We start from the raw sequence: 14,188 nt of genomic DNA, 5'->3' as shown, positions 1-14,188 counted from the left end.
ACGCCCCGAACCGGCGGTCAGGCGCCGGACGGGCCGCACCGGCAAGCGGGCCCGGGCCCCGGCCGGCCGTGAGGCGGACGGACGGACGCAGGCGGCTGTACGGGTGTCCCAGCGAACAGCCGGAGGCCGACGGCCCGCCCAGTCGGCCACCAGGCGGACGCCGGGCGGCCGACGGGGGCCAGAGCGGCCAGGGCGGGGAGACGGCAGGCGGCGGGTGTTCGGCCGAGCGGGCGGCGGGCGGTCGGCCGAGCGGGTGCTGAGCAGCCCGGCGGAGGCCGAGCGGGCGCCGGGCTGTCAGGCGGAGGTCGAACGGGCCGGGGGGGCAGGCGGAGGCCAGGCTGTGGTCCCGGGGGTCAGGACGGGGTGCGGGCTGCTGTCAGGAGGCGGGTCACGTCGTCGGCGCAGATGGTGAGGGCCGCGCCCACCGTGGCGAGGGCGTCGCGTTCGGCCGGGGTGTAGGGGCCGTCGGCGAGGGCGATGCGGGCGGCCTGGACGAGGAGCGCCTCGCGGCCGGCGGGGGCGAGGTGCGGGGCGAGCGGGCCCAGGGCCTCGTGCAGCTCTATGGTCAGGCTCGCGCTGCCCGGCTGCTCGAAGAACCGTCCGGTGTCCGCGGCGAGCGCGTCGACCAGGGCGGCGAGCTGGTCCTCCGTGCAGTCGGTGAAGCCGGCCGCGCGGACGGCGGTGACGGCCGCCTCCAGCGCCGTACGGGAGCCGGTGCCGCCCGCGGTGAGCACGGCGAGGGCGACGGTGTGCACGGCGTCGCGGAGCATCGCGGAGAAGCGGCGGGTGGTGGGGTGGTCCAGGACGTCGGTGCCGTAGTGCCGGTGGCAGGCCGCGCACTCCACGACCGGTCCGGTCGCCCCGCGCGGCAGCACGGGCACGCCCAGCAGGGTGAGCCGGCGGCGGCCGGTGAGCCGCTGGTAGTTGCGGTCGCCGCCGCAGCCCGGGCAGTAGAAGTCGCCGTCCCCGGCGGGGGTCCACGCGGTGCGGGTGCCCAGGATGCGCGCAGCCCTGGCGGCACGGCCGTCTCGTCCCCGTACTGGCAGCACGTCGCACCTCCGTAACCGCACGGCCACATCGCCGCACTGGCGTGATGTTAGCCACATCCCGGGAGCTGAGTCAGTACCCCGGAAGAGACCTTTCCGTGACCTGGGGTGCGCGATGGCCGAGAACCGACGGGGCCCCGACCGTCGTACCGCACGGTCGGGGCCCCGAAACTGCCGGTGGGAGGCGTCAGCGGGCGGCGCGGTTGACGGCGGAGACGACCGCCTTCAGCGACGCACGCGTCGTGTTCGCGTCGATGCCGATGCCCCACAGGACCTTGTCGCCGATCGCGCACTCGATGTACGAGGCGGCCTGCGCGGAGGCGCCCTCGCTCATCGTGTGCTCCTGGTAGTCCAGCAGGCGTACGTCGACGCCGACGGACTGGAGGGCGTCGAAGAAGGCCGAGATCGGACCGTTTCCGGAGCCGGTCAGGACGGTGTCCTCGCCGTCGACGGTGGCCTCGACGGTCAGGGTGTCCACCCCGTCGGTGTCGGTCGTCGACTGACCGGTCTTCAGTTGGATGCGGCCCCACGGGTTGCCGGGGTTGGGCAGGTACTCGTCCTGGAAGACCGCCCAGATGTCCTTCGGCGTGATCTCGCCGCCCTCGGCGTCCGTCTTCGCCTGGATGATCTTGGAGAACTCGATCTGCATCCGGCGCGGCAGTTCCAGCTTGTGGTCGTTCTTCAGGACGTAGGAGACACCGCCCTTGCCGGACTGGGAGTTGACCCGGATGACGGCCTCGTAGGAGCGGCCGACGTCCTTGGGGTCGATCGGCAGGTACGGCACGGCCCACTCGATGTCGTCCACCGTGACGCCCTTGGCCTTCGCGTCGGCCTCCATGGCGTCGAAGCCCTTCTTGATGGCGTCCTGGTGGGAGCCGGAGAAGGACGTGTAGACCAGGTCGCCCACGTACGGATGGCGCGGGTGGACCTCCATCTGGTTGCAGTACTCCCACGTACGGCGGATCTCGTCGATGTCGGAGAAGTCGATCTGCGGGTCGACGCCCTGGGAGAACAGGTTCATGCCCAGGGTGACCAGGTCCACGTTGCCGGTGCGCTCACCCTGCCCGAACAGGCAGCCCTCGATGCGGTCGGCGCCGGCCATCAGCGCCAGCTCAGCCGCGGCGACGGCCGTACCGCGGTCGTTGTGCGGGTGGACGGACAGGCAGACGTGCTCGCGGCGGGAGAGGTTGCGGTGCATCCACTCGAAGCGGTCCGCGTGCGTGGAGGGGGTCGAACGCTCCACGGTGGCGGGCAGGTTGAGGATGATCTCGCGGCCCGGACCCGGCTGGTAGACGTCCATGACCGCCTCGCAGACCTCCAGGGCGAAGTCCAGCTCGGTGTCGGTGAAGATCTCCGGCGAGTACTGGTAGCCGAACTCGGTCTCGGGGCCCAGGAGCTTCTCGGCGTACTCCATCACCAGGCGGGTGCCGTCGACGGCGATCTGCCGGATGTCGTCCTTGGAGCCGCGGAAGACGACGCGGCGGAAGACCGGCGCGGTCGCGTTGTACAGGTGGACGGTGGCCCGGCGGGCGCCCTTCAGGGACTCCACGGTGCGCTCGATCAGGTCCTCGCGGGCCTGGGTGAGGACGGAGACGGTCACGTCCTCGGGGATCGCGCCCTCCTCCTCGATGATGGAGCGCACGAAGTCGAAGTCGGTCTGGCCGGAGGCGGGGAAGCCGACCTCGATCTCCTTGTAGCCCATCGCGACCAACTGGTCGAACATCCGGCGCTTGCGCTCGGGCGACATCGGGTCGATCAGGGACTGGTTGCCGTCACGCAGGTCCGTCGAGAGCCAGCGGGGGGCGGCGGTGATCCGCTTCCCGGGCCAGGTGCGGTCGGGGATGTCGACCTGCTCGTAGCGGCCGTACTTGTGGATCGGCATGCGGCTGGGCCGCTGGCGGTTGGCCATGATGCGTAAGGCTCCTCAAGGGGTCCGGAAGGACGGCCGACGACGCAACGCCAAGCTCCGCGGGGAGGGAGTCGGCCTCGACTACAGGCCCTCGCCGCGGCAGCTAAGAAGGAGCAGCCAGGAACGCATGATGCTCCGCAGCCTAGCCGAGCCGCTCCGGGGGCGCGGGCCCGTCCCAGTATGCGGGACCGGCGCCACCAGTCCACACAAAAAGGGCATAAAGTGCGCCGAGCCACATCGCCGTACCACAGCGTCACGGAGTGTCGCGCTCCCTGTCCCGGTATTTCACCAATCATGGTGGCGCGTAGTGACATCGACATCACGTAGTGCAATGGTCCGAACATGACGACCCACGGGGGCTTGACGCCCGTCTTCTGCACGATCGTGCCGCCGCACGTCCTCGACCGGCTCGCCCGCCACGAGGACCCCGCGCTCTCCGGTCCGGCCCGCCGGTCCCTGGAGCACGACGCCTACCAGCGCACCAAGCGCCGCCTGACCACCGTCGTCGGCGCACCCGCCGTCACCGCGCCGGCCGCCGCCGACCAGCCGCACCGCACCGTCTACGACGCCGAGCGCACCCAGGACCTGCCCGGCGCCAGCGTCCGCACGGAGGGCTCCGATCCCGGCTCCGACGCCACCGTCAACCGCGCCTACGCGGGCCTCGGCGCCACCTTCGACCTGTACCTGAAGGCGTACGGCCGGCACTCCATCGACGACAACGGGCTCCCGCTGGACGCCACCGTGCACTTCGGGGAGGGCTACGACAACGCCTTCTGGAACGGCGAGCAGATGGTGTTCGGCGACGGCGACAACGAGATCTTCCTGGACTTCACCATCCCGGTGGATGTCATCGGGCACGAGCTGACCCACGGCGTCACCCAGCACACCGCCAACCTGACCTACTTCGGGCAGCCCGGCGCGCTCAACGAGTCCCTCTCCGACGTCTTCGGCTCGCTGATCAAGCAGTACACGCTCGGCCAGACCGCCGCCGACGCCGACTGGCTGATCGGCGCCGGGCTCCTCGCGCCCCGCGTCAGCGGCACCGCCCTGCGCTCGATGAAGGCACCGGGCACGGCCTACGACGACGACGTCCTAGGCAAGGACCCGCAGCCGGCCACCATGGAGGACTACGTCCGCACCGGCCGCGACAACGGCGGTGTGCACATCAACTCGGGCATCCCCAACCACGCCTTCTACCTCGCCGCCACCGCTCTCGGCGGCTACGCCTGGGAGAAGGCCGGCCGGATCTGGTACGACGTGCTCACCGGCGGCCGGCTGAAGAAGGACGCCCGCTTCGGCGACTTCGCCGCCCTGACGGTGAAGGCGGCGCGCGAACGGTACGGCGCCGGCGACGAACTCCAGGCCGTGCAGAAGGCCTGGGAGGAGGTGGGGGTGCGGACGCTGTAGTTCCGTACTAGACAGGGACCCATGCGTATTCAAGTGCGGCGCACGGGCGGTTTCGCGGGCATCGAGCGCCGGGCCGAGGTCGACACCTCGGGCCGGCCCGACGCCGACGAGTGGCGGACCCTGGCCGAACACGTCCTCACGTCCGGCCAGGACACGCCACCGGCGGGCGTCCCGGACGGCTTCCGCTACGAGATCACGGTGGACGGCCGCACGGTGCACGCGGCGGATCCCCGGCTCACCGAGGAGCAGCGGGAGTTGGTGTCACGGCTGCTGAAGGAGGGCGCCTGAGGCCGCCCAGTCCTCGCGGAGGAGGCCGAACTCCACGGTGTCGTACCACTCCTCGCCCACCCGTACGGCGGCCCGCCGGCGCCCCTCCTCCACGAAGCCGAGGCGCCGGAAGGCCCGCAGGGCGCGCTCGTTCCCGCTCCAGGTGTCCAGCTCGACCCGGCGCAGCCGGCAGGCCCCGAACAGATGGCCGAGCAGCAGCCGCAGCGCCTCGGAGCCGTGGCCGCCGCCCCAGCGGTCCCGCTCCCCGATGGTGATGCCGACCGTCGCCCGCCCCGCGAACGCGTCCAGGTCGCGGTAGTCGGCCATGCCGATGGGCCGTCCGCCGTCCAGCTCCTCGACCGTGAAGGTGGCCCCGTCCCGCGGATCCTCGCGCAGCCGGGCCTCGTGGAAGCGCTCCACGGCCTCCCGGGACACCGGGCCGAAGTGCGGGTGGCCCCCGGTCGCCCAGTGCGCCACCTCCGGGTCGTTGCGCCAGCGGAGCTGGGCGCCCAGGTCGTCGGCGCGCAGGGCGCGGAGTCGTACGAGTCTGCCTTCGAACATCCGGCGATCATAAGGCGCTCGCGCAACCACCGCGACCCGCACGGGCGTTGACGGGCATTACCTGGGGTAAGGATGATCCGGGCATGGCGACTGACGCAGGTACTCCCCGCCCGGCGGCCCCGAGCCCCGGTGCTCCGGTCCCGCGGTTCCCGGACGGCTTCCTGTGGGGGGTGTCGACCTCGGCGCACCAGATCGAGGGAGCGGCCGGACAGCGGGAGGCGTCCGTCTGGGACGTGTTCACGGCCGAGCCGGGCCGGGTGAAGGACGGCTCGACGGCGGCGGTGGCCTGCGACCACTACCACCGCTACGCCGAGGACGTGGCACTCCTCGCCGGCCTCGGCGTGGACGCCTACCGCTTCTCCGTCTCCTGGCCCCGGGTGAACTCCCCCGGCGGCCTGGACTTCTACGACCGGCTGGTGGACGAGCTGTGCGCGGCGGGCGTACGGCCCGTGCCCACCCTGTTCCACTGGGACCTGCCCGCCTCGCTGGACTGGCTCCGGCGGGACACCGCCGAGCGGTTCGCCGCGTACGTGGCGGTCGTCGCCGAACGGCTCGGGGACCGCGTCGGCACCTGGATCACCCTCAACGAGCCCGCCGAACACACCCTGCTGGGCCATGCCCTGGGCGTCCACGCACCGGGCAGGCAGCTCCTCTTCGACGCCCTCCCGGCCGCCCACCACCAGCTCCTCGCCCACGGCCTCGCGGTTCGGGCCCTGCGCGCGGCCGGCGCGACCGACATCGGCATCGCCAACTCCCACGGCCCGACCTGGCCGGCCTCCGGCGATCCGGCGGACACGGAGGCGGCCGGCTTCCACGACCTGCTGCTCAACCGACTGTTCGCCGAACCGGTCATCCTCGGGCAGTACCCGCAGGGGATGGGCGCGCTGATGCCCGGTGACGTGGAGACCGACCTGCTCGTCATCGCCGAACCCGTCGACTGGTACGGCGTCAACTACTACGCCCCGACCCGGGTGGGCGCCCCCCGAGGCGGCGCCACCGAGTACGGCGGGGTGACACTGCCCGCCGGGCTCCCCTTCTCCGTGCGGGAGATCGAGGGACGGCCGGTGACCGACTTCGGCTGGCCGGTGGTGCCCGAGGGACTGACCCAACTGCTGACCGGCTTCCGCGACCGCTACGGCGACCGGCTCCCGCCCGTCGTCATCACCGAGAACGGCTGCTCCTACGAGGGCCTCGACGACCAGGAACGCATCGCCTACCTGGACGGCCACATCCGGGCGCTGCACACCGCGGTGACCGCCGGGGTCGACGTGCGCGGTTACTTCGTGTGGTCCCTGCTGGACAACTTCGAGTGGGCGGAGGGCTACGCCCGCCGGTTCGGGCTCGTCCACGTGGACCGCGAGACGCTGCGGCGCACGCCCAAGGCCTCCTACCACTGGTTCAGAGACCTCCTGCGGGCGCAGAGGTGACGACCGCCCGCGCCCGGGCCGGCGCTCCCGGCCCCTACAGGGCACCGGCGTCGCGGGCGCTCCACAGGGTCGGGAACAGCGGCCGGTAGCCCAGTTCGCGGCGGATGCGGTCGGTGGAGGCGATCGCGTACCAGGGGTCGGGGTCGGGGCCGTCCGCCGGCGGCTCCACGCCGAGAAGCTGATGGATCTCCAGCACCGTCACCGGGGCGTCGTCGGCGATGTTGTGGATCCGGCCGCCGGCACCGGGGGCGTACAGCAGGCGCGTCAGCCCCTGGGCGGCGTCGGCGACATGCACCAGGTGGTGCCGCTTGGTGGCCGGCTGGGACGCGGTCCAGCGGGTGATGCCGGGCAGGTGCGGGTCGCCCTCGCCGTAGACGAAGGCGAGACGGCCCACCCGGACGTCCAGCCCGTCCAGCTCCAGCAGACCGCGTTCGGCCTCCGCCTTGGACTGCGGGTAGGCCGTCCACAGCGGGCCGCCGCCCGGCACGGTCGGGTCGTCCTCGACCAGCGGCCGTCCGCGCCCGACGCCGTACACCAGGATGGTGCTGGCCTGCACGAACCGGTGCACCCCGAAGCTGCGGGCCGCCCGGCCCAGCTCCAGCGCGGCGTCCCGGTTGACCGCCCACACCTCCTCGTCGGGCACGCCCCGGAAGGAGGCCGCGATGTTGACGACGGCGTCCACCCCGGTGAGCGCCTTGCCGAGGGCGTCGGTGTCGCGCAGGTCGCCGACGACGACCTCGGCGCCGCCCGCGGCGAGGGAGGCGGCGCGGGCCTCGTCACGGACGATCACCCGGACCCGCTCCCCGGGCCGGGCCTGGGCGAGCAGCCGGGCGGCGAAGCCGCGTCCCACCTGTCCGGTGGCACCGGTGATCAGGGTCAGCATGGTGGTGCTCCTCTCGTTCGGTGCTCCCAGCCTCCGCCGCGGGCGGCGACGGCGGGAGAGACCTCCCGATCGGGGGACCGGCGGTCCCTGGATAACCCGCATGGTCTGCCGCACGCTGGAGGGGTGAACCGAGCCGAACTCGCCGACTTCCTGCGCCGTGGCCGCGCCCGCCTGGAACCGGCCGACGTGGGCCTCGCGCCCGGCGCCCGCCGCCGTACCCCCGGACTGCGCCGGGAGGAGGTGGCCGCGCTGGCCGGGATGTCGGTGGACTACTACACGCGGCTGGAGCAGCGCCGGGGTCCGCGCCCGTCCCGGCAGATGCTCACGGCGCTGGCCCGCGCGCTGCGGCTGACCGACGACGAACGCGACCACCTCTTCCACCTGGTGGGCGAGGAGCCGCCGCGCCGGGACGCGGCCACGGCGCACGTCCGGCCGGGGCTGCTGCTCGTCCTGGACCGGCTGTACGACTCACCGGCGCAGGTGGTCACGGACTGCGGCGCGGTGCTGGCGCAGAACGCGCTGGCGAAGGCGCTGGTCGGCGACGCGTCGGCCCGCCCGGTGCGCGAGCGGAACCTGACCCGGCGGTTCTTCCTGGACCCCACGGCCCGCGCGCTCTTCCCGCCCGAGGACCTCCCGGGGCACGCCCGTGACCACGTGGCCAACCTGCGCGCGGTGGCGGCGTCCCGGCCCGACGACCCGGAGCCGGCCACCCTCGTGGCCGAACTGCGGGCAGGGAGCGAGGAGTTCGCGCGGCTGTGGACCGAGCACGAGGTGTCCCGGCGCCGCCCGGCCGTCAAACGTTTCCTGCACCCGGTGGTGGGCCTGCTGGAACTGGACTGCGAGGTCCTGCTCAGCCACGGCGGGCGGAACCAGCTCGTCCTGCACACGGCCCGCCCGGGCACGGAGTCCCATGACCGCCTCCAGCTACTGCGGGTGGTGGGCACGCAGGACATGCGGCCGGGCACCACCCCGCTGGGCGGCACCCGGGGTACTGCCCCCTGACGGCCGCGGTCCGGCAGCGCCCGGGCTAGAAGCCCAGCTTGCGTAGCTGCTTGGGGTCGCGCTGCCAGTCCTTGGCCACCTTGACGTGCAGGTCCAGGAAGACCGGCGTGCCCAGGAGCGCCTCGATCTGCTGGCGGGACCTGATGCCGACCTCCTTCAGGCGCTTGCCCTTGGGGCCGATGATGATGCCCTTCTGGCTGGGGCGTTCGATGTAGACGTTGGCGTGGATGTCCAGCAGCGGGCGGTCGGCGGGACGGTCCTCGCGGGGCAGCATCTCCTCCACGACCACCGCGATGGAGTGCGGCAGTTCGTCGCGGACGCCCTCCAGCGCGGCCTCGCGGATCAGCTCGGCCACCATCACCTGCTCGGGCTCGTCCGTGAGGTCGCCCTCGGGGTAGAGCGCGGGGCTTTCCGGCAGGAGGGGGACCAGCAGGTCGGCGAGCAGGTCGACCTGCTTGGACCCGACCGCCGACACCGGGACGATCTCGGCCCACTCGAAGCCCAGCTCCTTGCTCATCTGGTCGATGGCGATCAGCTGCTCGGCGAGGGTCTTGCTGTCGACGAGGTCCGTCTTGGTGACGACGGCGATCTTGGGGGTCTTCCGGATGCCCGCGAGTTCCTTGGCGATGAAGCGGTCACCGGGGCCGATCTTCTGGTCGGCGGGCAGGCAGAAGCCGATCACGTCGACCTCGGCCCACGTGGTGCGGACCACGTCGTTGAGGCGCTCGCCGAGCAGCGTGCGCGGCTTGTGCAGCCCGGGGGTGTCCACCAGGATCAACTGCGCGTCCGGGCGGTGCACGATGCCCCGCACGGTGTGCCGGGTCGTCTGGGGGCGGTTGGAGGTGATCGCCACCTTCTGCCCGACCAGAGCGTTCGTGAGGGTGGACTTGCCCGCGTTGGGCCGGCCCACGAAGCAGGCGAAGCCGGCGCGGTGGATGGTCTCCGCCGGCTGCTCGGATGACTGGGTACGAACACTCATGCCGCCCATTCTCCCTGATTCACGGAGCCCCGCCGTACCAGCGTCCGTCACCGCCTTCCACCCGTGAGCTTCCGGAAACCCGCACGCAACGAAACGTCACGGAAACACACCCGTACGCGACCGGAAACGCCCACCGGTGACCCTCTGACGAGCCCGCACACCGTTGGAGACGCCCGTGACCCTGGCCGCACCCCACGTCGACACCGGCGACACCGCCTGGCTGCTCGCCGCCACCGCCCTCGTCCTGCTGATGACCCCGGGCCTCGCCCTGTTCTACGGCGGCATGGTCCGCACCAAGAGCGTCCTCAACATGCTGATGATGAGCTTCGTGTCGATCGCCCTGGTCACGGTGGTGTGGCTGGCGGCCGGCTACTCCCTGGCCTTCGGGGACGACTCCTTCGGCGGACTGATCGGCGGCCTGGGACACGCCGGCATGAGCGGGCTCGGCCCCGACAGCGTCCACGGCTCGGTGCCGACACTGCTCTTCGCGACCTTCCAGCTTACCTTCGCGGTCGTCACGGCCGCGCTGATCAGCGGCGCGGTCGCCGACCGCACGCGGTTCGCGGCGTGGCTGGTCTTCGTACCGGTGTGGACCCTGCTCGTCTACGTGCCGGTCACCCACTGGGTGTGGGGTCCCGGCGGCTGGATCATGGAGCGGCTCGGCGCCCTCGACTTCGCCGGCGGTCTGCCCGTCGAGATCACCTCCGGCGCCTCCGGACTGGCCCTGTGCCTGGTCCTCGGGCCGCGGCTGGGCTTCAAGAGGGACGCCATGCGCCCGCACAACCTGCCGATGGTGATGCTCGGCGCGGGTCTGCTGTGGTTCGGCTGGTTCGGCTTCAACGCGGGTTCCGCGCTCGGCGCGAACGGCCTCGCCGCCGCCGCGTTCCTCAACACGCTCGCCGCCGGCTGCACCGGCCTGCTCGGCTGGCTCTTCGTCGAGCAGCGGCGCGACGGCCACCCGACCACCCTGGGCGCGGCGTCCGGCGCGGTGGCGGGCCTGGTCGCGATCACCCCCTCGTGCGGGACGGTCTCCGTGCTGGGCGCGCTCGCCGTGGGCCTGGCCGCCGGTGTCGTCTGCTCGTACGCGGTGAGCTGGAAGTTCCGGCTGAACTACGACGACTCCCTCGACGTCGTCGGTGTGCACCTGGTCGGCGGGGTCATCGGCACGCTGCTGATCGGCCTGTTCGCCGAGAAGGCGATGACCGGCGGCCCCCAGGGGCTGTTCTACGGCGGCGGGCTCGCCCCGTTCGGGAAACAGCTTCTCGCCGTGGTGGTCGTCGCGGGGTACGCGTTCGCGGTGACGTACGGACTCGGGAAACTGATCGACCGGGTGCTGGGCTTCCGGGCGAGCGAGGAGCAGGAGCACACCGGCCTGGACCTTACCGTGCACGCCGAGACGGCATACGATCACGGTGTACTGGGCCACGGCGCCCCGGTCAGCGCCTCCGTCCTCTCCTCCGGCCAGAAGGTCAGCAACCAGGCATGAAGCTCATCACCGCGATCGTCAAGCCGTACCGTCTGGACGAGGTCAAGACCGCCCTCCAGGAACTGGGGGTGCACGGTCTGACCGTGACCGAGGCGAGCGGGTACGGCCGGCAGCGTGGTCACACCGAGGTGTACCGGGGGGCCGAGTACCGCGTCGACCTGGTGCCGAAGGTGCGCATCGAGGTCGTGGTGGAGGACGCGGTCGCCGACGACGTGATCGACGCGATCGTCGGGGCCGCGCACACCGGGAAGATCGGGGACGGCAAGGTATGGGCCGTCCCCGTGGAGACGGTCGTGCGGGTACGGACCGGCGAGCGCGGCCCCGACGCGCTCTGACCGGCGCCACCCCGGGGCGGCCGGATCAGCCGGCGGGGACGGATCAGCCGGCGGGGACGGTGAGGCGGACCGTTCCGTCGGCGCCGGCGAGCAGCACCGGCGTTCCCGCACCGCCGAGATCGGCTACGGCGGCCAGGTCGGCGGCCGGCACGGACTCCGCGTCGCTCACCACGGCCGCCGCCTCCAGCGACGTCGCGCCGGACGCCACGGCCATCGCCACGGCGGTGCGCAGGGCGCTGAGGCTCAGCGAGGCCAGCTCCACCGACCCGGCGACGTAGGTCCGCCCGGTCTCGTCCCGTACGGCCGCCCCCTCGGGCACACCGTTGCGGGCCCGCGCCGAGCGGGCCAGGGTGACGATCTTGCGGTCTTCGGGGTCAAGCGCGTTGCTCTCGGTCATGCCCAGAGCATACGAAGCCCGGGGGCCGGTCATCCGGCCACGGGGTACATCGCTCCCCGGCGGCCCTCCGGCGAGGCCAGCCACTCCAGTTTGGCCGCGGTGTTCGCCTCGTCCAGCGGCGTGTGCAGCACGATCATCAGATCGGGGCGGGCCGGCACCTTCATCACCGTGGACTCCACGACCAACAGCCCGACCAGGGGATGGCCCAGCTCCTTGCGGACCTGCCCCTGGTCCTCGATGTCCCGCTCGGCCCACAGCGCCCTGAACTCCGGGCTGCTCGCCGACACCTCGGCGAGCACCGCCTGGAACCCCTCGTCGTCCGGCCGGGCCGCGCACGCGGCCCTGAACTGCGCCACGACCGTACGCGCGTTGCGCTCCCAACTGTTGCTGCGCGAGCGGTACAGCGGATCGGTGAAGAAGTCGACGAGGCAGTTCTGGGTGGTGTCCGGCCGCATGCCGAGGACCAGCGACGCCGCGTCGTTGTACATCACGCAGTTGTAGTACGGGTCCATGATGTGGGCCGGGTACGGCATCCAGGTGTCGATCAGCCGCCGCAGCCCGTCGCACATGTCCGCCCTCCCGGGCACGACCTGGGGCGCGGGCGGGTTCGTACCGGCCAGCAGATACAGGTGCCGGCGCTCGGCGTCGCTCAACCGCAGCACCCGGGCGACGGCGTCGAGGACCTGCGGCGAGACGGAGATGTCCCGCCCCTGCTCCAGCCACTGGTACCAGGAGGCGCCCACGCCTGCGAGCACGGCGACCTCCTCCCGGCGCAGCCCGGGCGTGCGGCGCCGGCCCCCGCCGCCCGGCAGCCCGGCGTCCTCGGGACTGACCCGGGCCCGCCTGCTCATCAGGAACTCGCGCAGCTCGTCCCGCCGATGACTCCTCGTCGCCTCCGCAGCAGGCACGCGCCGCTCCTCCCCCGTCGTGTCCGGTGGTGCCACCACCACCATAAGTTCTGACTCCCCACGATTGTTCCGGCCGCCCCAAGCTCGTGCCATGGCGATCGACACCACCACCCGACCCACCACTCCCGCGGACGCGCCGCTCGGCACCCCCCGGCTGTCGACGCGCGACAGGCTCGTCCTGTTCGTGCTGTGCGCGGCCCAGTTCATGGTCGCGCTGGACTTCTCCGTCCTCAACGTGGCCCTGCCGGAGCTGGGTTCGGACCTCGGCATGAGCCGCTCCGCCCTCCAGTGGGCGGTCACCGCGTTCGCACTGCCCTCCGGCGGCTTCCTGCTCCTCTTCGGCCGCATCGGCGACCTGTACGGCCGCCGCCGGCTGTTCCTGGCCGGCCTGTCCCTGTTCGGCGCGGCCTCGCTGCTGGCGACCCTGGCCTGGGACCCGGCGTCCTTCCTGGCCGGGCGGGCCCTGCAGGGTCTCGGCGCGGCGGCGATCGTCCCGGCCGGCATGTCCCTGCTGACCACGACCTTCCCTGAGGGCCCGGCCCGCGACCGCGCCCTCGGCATCTCCGGCACGCTGCTCTCGCTGGGCTTCACCGTCGGCATGGTCGCGGGCGGTGTGCTGACCGACGCGTTCGGCTGGCGCTCCACGATGGCCCTCCTCACGGTGTTCGCGCTGCTCGTGCTGCCGCTGGCCCCGAGCCTGCTGCCGGAGTCGCGCACCCCGGACCGCCCGCGCCTGGACGTGCCCGGCGCGGTCACCGTCACCACCGGTCTGCTGTCGCTGATCTACGCCCTGTCCACGGCCGCCGACCACGGCTTCGGCCGCGCGGACGTCATCACGGCACTCGCCGCCGGCCTGCTGCTGCTGACCGCGTTCACGGTCGTGGAGTCCCGCTCGGCGGCCCCCCTGGTCTCCCTGCCCATGCTGCGCCGGCGCACGGTGGCCTGGGGCAACGTGGGCGGTCTGGTCACCTTCTCGATGATGTCGACGGTCGTCTTCGTCCTGACCCTGTACCTCCAGGAGGTCCTGCGCCTGTCGGCCTTCGAGACCGGCCTCGTCTTCGGCGTCCAGGGCGTGCTGTCGGCCGTCGCCGGCAGCCTCGCCGCCAAGGTGATCGGCCGCTTCGGCGCCCGCCGCACGCTGGTCGGCTCGCTGGCGGGTCAGGGCGCGCTGATCGCGGCCCTGCTGCTGCTGAACGCCCACACCTGGTCGGTGTGGCTCGCCACGGCCGCCTTGTCCCTGGCGAGCATGTGCCACCTGGGCGCGATCGTCTCGTACGGCCTGACCGTCACCTCCGGTGTCGCGGACGAGGAACAGGGCCTGGCCACCGGCCTGGTGACCTCCACCCAGCAGGTCGGCATCACGGTCGGCATCCCGGTGCTGGGCGTCCTGGCCACCACCTCGGGCGACCTGCTGGCGGGCGTCCACACGGTCCTCGCCCTCGACGCGGCGGTCGTCCTGGCCGCCGCCGTCCTGGTCGGCCTGGGCCTGCGCCGCGACCGGTCCGGCAACTGAACGATGTCGCTCCGCGCGGCCGTGCCCACCGCACGGCCGCGCGCGCCGTCGGCCAGGGGGACGGTCAC

At 72.6% G+C, this 14,188-nt stretch carries 14 protein-coding genes; 7 read left to right on the top strand and 7 right to left on the bottom strand.

Translation table 11 applies throughout. The annotated features are described in order from the left end of the window. Window positions 1-353 precede the first annotated feature (353 nt). Window positions 354-1,049, bottom strand: a complete 696-nt coding sequence (locus D9753_RS24085) for a TerB family tellurite resistance protein (RefSeq protein ID WP_121788889.1) — start codon at window positions 1,047-1,049, stop codon at window positions 354-356. Between the two features lie 184 nt (window positions 1,050-1,233). Then, the gene (leuA, locus tag D9753_RS24080) at window positions 1,234-2,955 is read right to left on the bottom strand and encodes a 2-isopropylmalate synthase (RefSeq protein ID WP_121788888.1); all 1,722 of its coding nucleotides are present in this window, start codon (window positions 2,953-2,955) and stop codon (window positions 1,234-1,236) included. Between the two features lie 342 nt (window positions 2,956-3,297). Here leuA and D9753_RS24070 point away from each other — a divergent pair, with 342 nt between their 5' ends. Both D9753_RS24070 and D9753_RS24065 read left to right on the top strand, forming a co-directional pair. Then, window positions 3,298-4,362 (top strand): M4 family metallopeptidase, encoded by a 1,065-nt coding sequence (locus D9753_RS24070; RefSeq protein WP_121788887.1) that lies wholly within the window; start codon window positions 3,298-3,300, stop codon window positions 4,360-4,362. Window positions 4,363-4,383: 21 nt separating this feature from the next. After that, complete coding sequence (locus D9753_RS24065) at window positions 4,384-4,650, top strand: protealysin inhibitor emfourin (protein WP_121788886.1); 267 nt, start codon at window positions 4,384-4,386, stop codon at window positions 4,648-4,650. Here D9753_RS24065 and D9753_RS24060 read toward each other — a convergent pair. After that, entirely contained in the window at window positions 4,624-5,190 is a 567-nt protein-coding gene (locus D9753_RS24060; protein ID WP_121788885.1) for a GNAT family N-acetyltransferase, read from the bottom strand. The genes D9753_RS24065 and D9753_RS24060 overlap by 27 nt on opposite strands. A gap of 83 nt (window positions 5,191-5,273) precedes the next feature. On the opposite strand from D9753_RS24060, the gene D9753_RS24055 reads away from it, so the two are divergent. Continuing rightward, window positions 5,274-6,617, top strand: coding sequence for a GH1 family beta-glucosidase (locus tag D9753_RS24055; protein ID WP_121788884.1), 1,344 nt, complete (start codon window positions 5,274-5,276; stop codon window positions 6,615-6,617). Window positions 6,618-6,651: 34 nt separating this feature from the next. On the opposite strand, the gene D9753_RS24050 is transcribed toward D9753_RS24055, so the two are convergent. Then, a complete protein-coding gene (locus tag D9753_RS24050) occupies window positions 6,652-7,500 on the bottom strand; it encodes an NAD-dependent epimerase/dehydratase family protein (protein ID WP_121788883.1) in 849 nt (282 codons plus the stop codon). Window positions 7,501-7,623: 123 nt separating this feature from the next. Between D9753_RS24050 and D9753_RS24045 the strand changes: the two genes are divergently transcribed. After that, complete coding sequence (locus tag D9753_RS24045) at window positions 7,624-8,502, top strand: helix-turn-helix transcriptional regulator (protein ID WP_121788882.1); 879 nt, start codon at window positions 7,624-7,626, stop codon at window positions 8,500-8,502. Window positions 8,503-8,527: 25 nt separating this feature from the next. Here the strand turns inward: D9753_RS24045 and era are convergent, their stop codons facing one another. Continuing rightward, window positions 8,528-9,481 carry a GTPase Era gene (gene era / locus D9753_RS24040; RefSeq protein ID WP_121788881.1) on the bottom strand — a complete coding sequence of 318 codons (954 nt, stop codon included), beginning with the start codon at window positions 9,479-9,481 and terminating at the stop codon, window positions 8,528-8,530. Window positions 9,482-9,656: 175 nt separating this feature from the next. Here era and D9753_RS24035 point away from each other — a divergent pair, with 175 nt between their 5' ends. Together D9753_RS24035 and D9753_RS24030 are read left to right on the top strand one after the other, a co-directional pair. After that, window positions 9,657-10,967 carry an ammonium transporter gene (locus D9753_RS24035; protein WP_121788880.1) on the top strand — a complete coding sequence of 437 codons (1,311 nt, stop codon included), beginning with the start codon at window positions 9,657-9,659 and terminating at the stop codon, window positions 10,965-10,967. Beyond that, on the top strand, window positions 10,964-11,302 hold the full coding sequence (locus D9753_RS24030) for a P-II family nitrogen regulator (protein ID WP_121788879.1): 339 nt from the start codon (window positions 10,964-10,966) through the stop codon (window positions 11,300-11,302). The genes D9753_RS24035 and D9753_RS24030 overlap by 4 nt, the downstream gene beginning before the upstream one ends. Window positions 11,303-11,345: 43 nt before the next feature. On the opposite strand, the gene D9753_RS24025 is transcribed toward D9753_RS24030, so the two are convergent. Together D9753_RS24025 and D9753_RS24020 are read right to left on the bottom strand one after the other, a co-directional pair. Beyond that, on the bottom strand, window positions 11,346-11,699 hold the full coding sequence (locus D9753_RS24025) for a cytidine/deoxycytidylate deaminase family protein (protein ID WP_121788878.1): 354 nt from the start codon (window positions 11,697-11,699) through the stop codon (window positions 11,346-11,348). Between the two features lie 29 nt (window positions 11,700-11,728). Further along, entirely contained in the window at window positions 11,729-12,550 is an 822-nt protein-coding gene (locus D9753_RS24020) for a helix-turn-helix transcriptional regulator (protein ID WP_240468489.1), read from the bottom strand. 148 nt (window positions 12,551-12,698) lie between these two features. On the opposite strand from D9753_RS24020, the gene D9753_RS24015 reads away from it, so the two are divergent. Next, on the top strand, window positions 12,699-14,120 hold the full coding sequence (locus tag D9753_RS24015) for an MFS transporter (RefSeq protein WP_121788876.1): 1,422 nt from the start codon (window positions 12,699-12,701) through the stop codon (window positions 14,118-14,120). Window positions 14,121-14,188 lie beyond the last annotated feature (68 nt).

It is taken from the genome of Streptomyces dangxiongensis (assembly GCF_003675325.1).
GTDB classification, from domain to species: domain Bacteria; phylum Actinomycetota; class Actinomycetes; order Streptomycetales; family Streptomycetaceae; genus Streptomyces; species Streptomyces dangxiongensis.
Note: the sequence above shows the minus strand (reverse complement) of the source record. Positions and strands in the feature narration are given on the sequence as shown.

Bases quoted from the DNA above. Each gene is read 5' to 3' on its own strand.
- leuA (WP_121788888.1), bottom strand. From the start codon at position 2,955: ATGGCCAACCGCCAGCGGCCCAGCCGCATGCCGATCCACAAGTACGGC.
- D9753_RS24070 (WP_121788887.1), top strand. From the start codon at position 3,298: ATGACGACCCACGGGGGCTTGACGCCCGTCTTCTGCACGATCGTGCCG.
- D9753_RS24065 (WP_121788886.1), top strand. From the start codon at position 4,384: ATGCGTATTCAAGTGCGGCGCACGGGCGGTTTCGCGGGCATCGAGCGC.
- D9753_RS24060 (WP_121788885.1), bottom strand. From the start codon at position 5,190: ATGTTCGAAGGCAGACTCGTACGACTCCGCGCCCTGCGCGCCGACGAC.
- D9753_RS24055 (WP_121788884.1), top strand. From the start codon at position 5,274: ATGGCGACTGACGCAGGTACTCCCCGCCCGGCGGCCCCGAGCCCCGGT.
- D9753_RS24050 (WP_121788883.1), bottom strand. From the start codon at position 7,500: ATGCTGACCCTGATCACCGGTGCCACCGGACAGGTGGGACGCGGCTTC.
- era (WP_121788881.1), bottom strand. From the start codon at position 9,481: ATGAGTGTTCGTACCCAGTCATCCGAGCAGCCGGCGGAGACCATCCAC.
- D9753_RS24030 (WP_121788879.1), top strand. From the start codon at position 10,964: ATGAAGCTCATCACCGCGATCGTCAAGCCGTACCGTCTGGACGAGGTC.
- D9753_RS24025 (WP_121788878.1), bottom strand. From the start codon at position 11,699: ATGACCGAGAGCAACGCGCTTGACCCCGAAGACCGCAAGATCGTCACC.
- D9753_RS24020 (WP_240468489.1), bottom strand. From the start codon at position 12,550: ATGAGCAGGCGGGCCCGGGTCAGTCCCGAGGACGCCGGGCTGCCGGGC.
- D9753_RS24015 (WP_121788876.1), top strand. From the start codon at position 12,699: ATGGCGATCGACACCACCACCCGACCCACCACTCCCGCGGACGCGCCG.